Annotated in this window: 6 protein-coding genes and 1 pseudogene; 3 read left to right on the plus strand and 4 right to left on the minus strand. The window is 69.2% G+C overall.

What is annotated here, in order from left to right:
- Window positions 1–73: 73 nt before the first annotated feature.
- Both AB0915_RS37980 and AB0915_RS37985 read right to left on the minus strand, forming a co-directional pair.
- A pseudogene (locus AB0915_RS37980) lies at window positions 74–217 on the minus strand ((2Fe-2S)-binding protein); the annotation flags it as partial.
- Complete coding sequence (locus AB0915_RS37985) at window positions 214–540, minus strand: 5'-nucleotidase (protein WP_366695806.1); 327 nt, start codon at window positions 538–540, stop codon at window positions 214–216. The gene AB0915_RS37985 and the pseudogene AB0915_RS37980, both read right to left, overlap by 4 nt.
- 152 nt (window positions 541–692) lie before the next feature.
- Between AB0915_RS37985 and AB0915_RS37990 the strand changes: the two genes are divergently transcribed.
- The 3 genes from AB0915_RS37990 (at window position 693) to AB0915_RS38000 (ending at window position 4,062) form a co-directional block, all read left to right on the plus strand.
- Window positions 693–1,676, plus strand: a complete 984-nt coding sequence (locus AB0915_RS37990; RefSeq protein WP_366695808.1) for a helix-turn-helix transcriptional regulator — start codon at window positions 693–695, stop codon at window positions 1,674–1,676.
- The gene (locus tag AB0915_RS37995; RefSeq protein WP_366695814.1) at window positions 1,673–1,891 is read left to right on the plus strand and encodes a hypothetical protein; all 219 of its coding nucleotides are present in this window, start codon (window positions 1,673–1,675) and stop codon (window positions 1,889–1,891) included. Before AB0915_RS37990 ends, AB0915_RS37995 begins: the two co-directional genes overlap by 4 nt.
- Before the next feature lie 152 nt (window positions 1,892–2,043).
- Window positions 2,044–4,062, plus strand: coding sequence for a PA14 domain-containing protein (locus AB0915_RS38000; RefSeq protein ID WP_366695810.1), 2,019 nt, complete (start codon window positions 2,044–2,046; stop codon window positions 4,060–4,062).
- Between the two features lie 71 nt (window positions 4,063–4,133).
- On the opposite strand, the gene AB0915_RS38005 is transcribed toward AB0915_RS38000, so the two are convergent.
- Together AB0915_RS38005 and dnaJ are read right to left on the minus strand one after the other, a co-directional pair.
- Window positions 4,134–4,577 carry a helix-turn-helix domain-containing protein gene (locus AB0915_RS38005; RefSeq protein ID WP_266984098.1) on the minus strand — a complete coding sequence of 148 codons (444 nt, stop codon included), beginning with the start codon at window positions 4,575–4,577 and terminating at the stop codon, window positions 4,134–4,136.
- A gap of 1 nt (window position 4,578) precedes the next feature.
- Entirely contained in the window at window positions 4,579–5,769 is a 1,191-nt protein-coding gene (gene dnaJ / locus AB0915_RS38010; protein ID WP_366695812.1) for a molecular chaperone DnaJ, read from the minus strand.
- Window positions 5,770–5,895 lie beyond the last annotated feature (126 nt).

Raw genomic sequence — 5,895 nt, forward strand, 5'->3', positions numbered from 1 at the left:
TTTTATTGTTTTTATATTCATATCACCGGGGCCCGGGCTGGCGGCTCCCCGCTCGTCCCCCGCCCCGCCCGCCCACGACAGGCTCTCCGAGCAGGGTGACCATCAACGAATCGCCATGGCGGGGGAGTGCCGTGAGCAGATCGATGAAGTGCCACCCTGAACGATAGGCCGAGGCCATCTCCCGCCGGAAAACCCGGTCGTCCGGCGGGATGGTCATGCGCCTGCGGTCGCCGGCGTGGACCAGGCAATGTCACCCGGCATGGACCAGGCGATGTCGCCCGGCGCGGAGACCTGCGCGGACCAGGCAATGTCACCCGGCGTGGACCAGGCGATGTCGCCCGGCGCGGAGACCTGCGTGGACCAGGCGATGTCGCCCGGCGCGGACACCGGCGCGGACCAGGCAATGTCACCCGGCGCGGGCGCCGCCTCAACGCTCCACGCAATGTCGCCCGGCACGGATGCCGCCTCGGCGCTCCAGGCAATGTCGTCGGCGCCCACCACTCCAAGGCCCAAAGCCGCGACGAATGAGGCGGCAAGCACCGAGCGAAGCATTCGCTTATACATAGTCAGCTTCGTCCTCACTTGTGGATTCTTCTCCCCCGCACCTAAGACGATGTCTTATCTGAGGACGCGAACACCACTGCGTCGATGCATCATGTTCCTGCATATTCAGGAACATGGGGGGTGGAGATATGGCCACAAGGGATACAAAACAGACGCATCCTCACGGGATCACCGAACTATGCGACGCCGGAAGACGCCTCTACGCCAGCGCACTGCGCTCCGGGCGCATCGCCCGCGCCGAAGTGGACCCCGCGCCTTGCCTGATGGACTTCGCTCTCCTGCACCCGGACCCCGACGACTCCGACTGGCTCCGCCCGGTTCCGCCGTCCGCCGCTCTGGCGCAGCGTCTGCACCCCATAGAACGCGAGATCCAGGAACACCGACGGCGCTCCGTCCAACTGGCCGAATCCTTTGAACCCTTCATGGACATCAGCGCCCAGGACCCGCCGACCACCCACGCCATCACCGTGCTGGAGGGGGTCAACCGGATCAATGCTGCGCTCGATCTTGCCACTGCGGAGTGCCGCACCGAAGTCCTCACCGTCCAGCCCGGTGGCGGGCGGAGCGAGGACCGCCTCAGCGAGGCCCTGGAACGAGGCCTTTCGGTGGTGGACCGCGGCGTCAGCATCCGCACCCTCTACCAGCACACCGCCCGGCACAGCCCTGGAACTCTTGCCTACGCGGAGCGTCTGGCCAAGGGCAAGGTCGAGATCCGGACGCTGGAAGAACTCATAGAGCGCCTGATCGTCTTCGACCGGACGGTCGCCTTCATACCGGCTCAGGACGACCGCCAAGTCGCCCTGGAACTGCGCCACCCCGGGCTGGTCGAGTATCTGGTGAAGGTCTTCGAGCAGCTGTGGAGCCGCGCGGAACCGCTCCTCGAGGAGATCAAGTACGAACCGATCCCCAAGGGCATCAGCGGCGTGCAGCGCTCCATCGCCCAACTCCTCGTCGAAGGAAACGTCGACGACTCCATCGCCCGCCGACTCGGCATGAACGTACGCACCTGCCGTGCGCACATCGCCAAACTGAACACCGCACTCGGCAGCGGCAGCCGAGCCCAACTCGGATATCTCATAGCGCAGTCAGGAATTCTGGACCAGGACCAGTGACCACGGCGCGCTGCGTTCCTCTGCGCCGAAGTGGGGGTGGTCGTGGCCGCGATACGGGGGAGAGCGGCCACGACCGCGTCGCGCGGGCGAAGTTCGTCCAGCGCAGCATCGCCCGCCTCCTGATCGGGGGACACGTGGACGACGTGGTGGCCCGGAAGCTGGGCATCGGCGTCCGGACACCGGCCCTCGCCCTGTGGCAGACGACCGGCCGGTGAGCTGTGCTGTTACGCCGGTGACCTGGGCAGATCACCGGCGTAACAGGGCTGACAGCAAACACTCAAGCGTGCGATCATCACGCCCGGCGCTCCCCCCACATCCCTGGTGCTCCCCCCACGCCCCACCGGACCGAGAGCGATCCCGAATACACATGCCTCAGCGTTTCCGCGCTGCCTGCGCGACAGCCGCCGCCATGGGCGCGGCCCTCGCCGGACTTGCCCTGCCCGCCACCGCGCATGCCGCCACCACCTGCGCGGACGGCGTGTGGAAGGCCACGTACTACCCCAACACCAGCTTCTCCGGCACGCCCAAACTGACGACGTGCGACAGTTCGATCAACGAGAACTACGGCACGGGTGACCCAGCGGGCGTCACCCTGCCCAAGGACAACTTCACCGTCCGCTGGCAGACCACCCGCGACTTCGGCTCCGGCGGCCCCTTCACCTTCACCACCGCCGTCCAGGACGGCATACGCGTCTACCTCGACGGCGTCCGCAAGATCGACGTATGGAAGAACGTCTCCACCACCCAGACCAAGACGCTCAACCTCACCGTCCCCAAGGGCCGCCACACCATCCGCGTCGACTTCGTCGCCTTCACCGGTTCCGCCAACGTCAAGTTCACTTACGCCCCCCGCACCACCGCCGGCGTCGACAAGGTCAAGCCCCTCGCCCCCACCGGGGGGAAGACGGCGTACTCGACCACGACCTACCGACCCACCGTCACCTGGTCCCGCAACAAGGAGATGGACGTCGCCGGGTACCGGGTCAAGCGCTGTTCGACGCAGTGCACCTGGCAGACCGTCAGCGGAAGCGCCCTGGTGACCGGCACCTCGTTCACGGACGTCCCGCTGGCGGATGGGCGCTTCTACTCCTACGCCGTGGCGGCCGTCGACAAGGCGGGCAACGAGTCGGCCCTGGGCGGTGCAAAGTCCGTCGTCACCACCGATCTGCCCGACCCTGCCGCGCCGGCCGGTCTGAAGGCGGCCGACACCGCCAAGGGCATCGCGCTCACCTGGACGCCGTCCGCCGGGGCCACCCGGTACGGCGTCACGCGGCAGGAGGGGGACATCCTCAGCTGGATCACCCTCGGCACCCCCACCACGGCGTCGTTCACCGACACCACGGCCAAGGACAACACCCGTTACACCTACTTCGTGAGGGCGCTCGACGGGTACGGCAACGTGTCCACCGCCTCGTCCGTCGGGATCACGCGCGGCGACCACCGGGCGCCGGGCGCGCCCACCGGGCTCACGGCCACACCCGTCGGCGACTACGGCGTGAAGCTGGCCTGGACCCGGCCGACCGGCAGCGGGACGGGCGTCCGGGTGTATCGCTCCACCACCTCGCCGGTGTCCACGTCCGGCACGCCGATCACCTCGTGCAGCGCGAACTATTCGGCGACCGCCTGCACGGACAGCGGCAACCTCCAGCGCGGCGTCACCTACCACTACGTCGTCACGCAGGTGAACATGGACGGCGTGCAGTCGGCGCCCTCCAACGAGGTCACCTTCACCGTCCCCGGCGACTCGACCCCGCCCGCCGCCGTCACCGGCCTCACCGCGACCGCCACCGAGTACGGCATCAAGGTGGACTGGAACGACAGCCCCGAGCCCGACCTCAAGCGCTACGAGCTCTACCGCGGTGAGCTGATCCAGGACGACGAAGACACCGTGATCATGGTCCGCACCATCGAGTACCTGGGCCCGGACACCTCGGAGTTCCTGTACCAGGGACTGCCGGACGGCGACACCTGGGCGTTCTTCGTCGTGGCGGTCGACAAGTGGGGCCACAAGCTCCCCTACCAGACCGTCCCGGGCGGCTATGTCACGGCGACCGAGCCCGACCTGGCTCCCACAGTCGAGACCTCGGACGGCTCCCCGCTCGAGCTGACCGCCGCGGCGGCGGCTCCGGGCCCCGGCGTGGCGCTGTCCTGGACGTGCGCCACCGGATGCGGTGACATCACCGGCTTCCGGATCCACCGCTGGGACCGGGCATCCGGTACGTACGTCGAGCTCACCGACGCGCCGCTGCCGGCCGGCACCACGGCCTTCACGGACGCGGCCGTTCCGGCGGGCAGCACGTACTTCTATCGCGTGACGGCCGTCCACGCCGACGGCACGGAGTCCGTCCCTGCCACGGACTGGGCCGCGCTGCCGCCCACGGCGTAGAGGCACGGCATGCGCGAAGGGGCCGGGAGGTTCACACCTCCCGGCCCCTTCGTACGCGCTTCGTAACGGCGTCAGCCGTCGCGCTTCGGCCGCCACACCACCAGCGCGCTCGCCTGCTGCACATCCGTGTACGGCACCAGATCGCGCCGGTACGACGCGCGCACCTGCGCCTCGCGCTGCTGCATCGCCGCCGCAGCGCCGTCCACCGCCGCGGAGAGTTCGGCGACGCGCTGCTGGAGCGCGGCCACCTGGTTCTCCAGTTCGATGATGCGCTTGATGCCCGCCAGGTTGATGCCCTCGTCCTGCGACAGCTGCTGCACCGTGCGCAGCAGCTCGATGTCGCGGGCCGAGTAGCGCCGGCCGCGGCCGGCCGTACGGTCCGGGGAGACCAGGCCGAGGCGGTCGTACTGGCGCAGTGTCTGCGGATGCAGGCCCGAGAGCTGGGCCGCGATCGAGATCACGTACACCGGTGAGTCATCGGTCAGTTCGTACGGATTACGTCGTCGGCCGTCCACCTCAAGCTCCCTTCGCAGCCTGGAACAGCTCCGCCCGCGGGTCCTCCCCCGCGGTCGCCTTCCGGTAGGCCTCCAGCGCGTCCTGGGCGTCGGAGGTGAGGCCCGTGGGGACCGCCACCTCGACGGTGACCAGGAGGTCGCCCCGGGTGCCGTCCTTGCGTACGGCGCCCTTGCCGCGGGCGCGCATCGTACGCCCGTTGGGGGTGCCGGCCGGAAGCTTCAGGGTGACGGGCGGTCCGCCGAGCGTCGGGACCTTCACCTCGCCGCCGAGCGCCGCCTCCACGAAGGTGACGGGCACGGTGACCGTGAGGTTGTCGCCCTTACGGCCGAAGACGGGGTGCGCGTCGACATGGACGACGACGTAGAGGTCGCCGGCCGGTCCGCCGCGCTCGCCCGGGGCGCCCTTGCCGCGCAGCCGGATCCGCTGGCTGTCGGAGACGCCCGCCGGGATCCTGACCTGCATGGTGCGCGACGAACGCGCCCGCCCGCTGCCCTTGCAGACATCGCACGGGTCCTGGGCGATGAGGCCCCGGCCCTTGCACTCCACACAGGGATCGGTGAGCGAGAAACCGCCGCCACTGCCGCGCGACACCTGTCCGGTGCCGACACAGGTCGGGCAGACCCTCGGGGTGCCGTTCTTGTCGCCGGTGCCCGAACACGCCTTGCAGGGCGCCTGGCTGGACATCCGCAGCGGGACCGTGGCCCCGTCGACCGCCTCGGTGAAGCTGAGCGTCACCTCGGACTCGATGTCCTGCCCGCGGCGCGGCTGCACGCGTGTCCCCGTACCGCCGCCCCGGTTGAACAGCCCGCCGAAGACATCGCCCAGACCGCCGCCGCCACCGCCGAATCCGCCGGGGCCGCCGGGGCCGCCGCCCTGCGTGCCTCCGAAGAGGTCGCCCAGGTCGAAGTTGAAGTTGCCTCCCGCGCCGCCGGGACCGGCCCGGAAGCCGCCGTTGCCGAAGAGGGCGCGCGCCTCGTCGTACTCCTTGCGCTTCTTGGCGTCGCCGAGGATGTCATTGGCCTCGGAGATCTCCTTGAAGCGCTCCTCCGCCTTGTTGTCGCCCTTGTTCGCGTCCGGGTGGAACTCGCGGGCGAGCTTCCGGTACGACTTCTTGATCTCGGCTTCGGTGGCGTCCTTGGGGACGCCGAGGACCTTGTAGTAGTCCTTCTCGACGAAGTCCTTCGTGCTCATCGACGTCCCTCCTTCCGGACGATCGGCCAGGCGACGCGTGCCGCCGGCCCCATACCGGTAACGAGAGCCCGCTGATGCTGGTACTGGCAGCACCTGGTAACTCCGCCACGGGGCACCGACCATGGG

The organism is Streptomyces sp. NPDC048411, from assembly GCF_040704695.1.
Classification (GTDB): domain Bacteria; phylum Actinomycetota; class Actinomycetes; order Streptomycetales; family Streptomycetaceae; genus Streptomyces.